Consider the following 780-nt stretch of genomic DNA (forward strand, 5'->3'; position numbering starts at 1 on the left):
TGCCGCCGGAGAAGACCCTGCTCATCGACACCCTGCATGCCCATGCGGCGCTGTCCGAAGCCTTCCACATCCGCCTGCAACTGCTCTCCATCCATGCCGGCATCGAACTCAAGGAACTCATCGGCAAGAACGTCACCATCGGCATCGAGCAGGACGACGGCAGCGAGCACTACCTCAACGGCTACATCCATCACTTCGCCTTCTCCCATGCCGACGGCGGCTTCGCCTGCTACCACGCTGAAGTCCTGCCCTGGATGTCGTTTCTCTCGCACCGCGTCAACTGCCGCATCTTCCAGGACCAGACCGTCGAGCAAGTCATCGACCGCATCCTGCGCGAGGACTACCAGGGCATCGCCGACGTCCAGTTCCGCCTCGGCGGAAAGTACGAGCCGGAGAACTACATCGTCCAGTACCACGAGTCCGACGCCCAGTTCCTCGCCCGCCTGATGGAGCGGTACGGCCTGTTTTATTTCTACGAGCACCGCGCCGACGGCCATACCCTGGTCATTTGCGACGACTCCTGCAACGCCGCGTTCTGCCCGCCGCATGAGCACCATGCAACTGTCGNCGGCCATACCCTGGTCATTTGCGACGACTCCTGCAACGCCGCGTTCTGCCCGCCGCATGAGCACCATGCAACTGTCGAGTTCAACGGCGGCCACCGCACCCACCAGCGCGGCGGCATCACCCAGCTCTCTGCGCAGCGCAGCCTGCAGCCCTCGCGCGTGGCGCTCAACACCTTCGACTTCAAGGCGCCGTCCGCGCCGCAGTATGTCGAGC

General features: G+C 63.8%; 1 protein-coding gene. It reads left to right on the top strand.

Annotated elements, in window-relative coordinates; translation table 11 throughout:
* Positions 1-89: 89 nt before the first annotated feature.
* The coding region (locus RY831_RS33055; protein WP_437126354.1) for a type VI secretion system Vgr family protein at positions 90-780 on the top strand (691 nt) is incomplete at its 3' end.

Source organism: Noviherbaspirillum album (assembly GCF_035916955.1).
GTDB lineage: Bacteria > Pseudomonadota > Gammaproteobacteria > Burkholderiales > Burkholderiaceae_D > Noviherbaspirillum > Noviherbaspirillum album.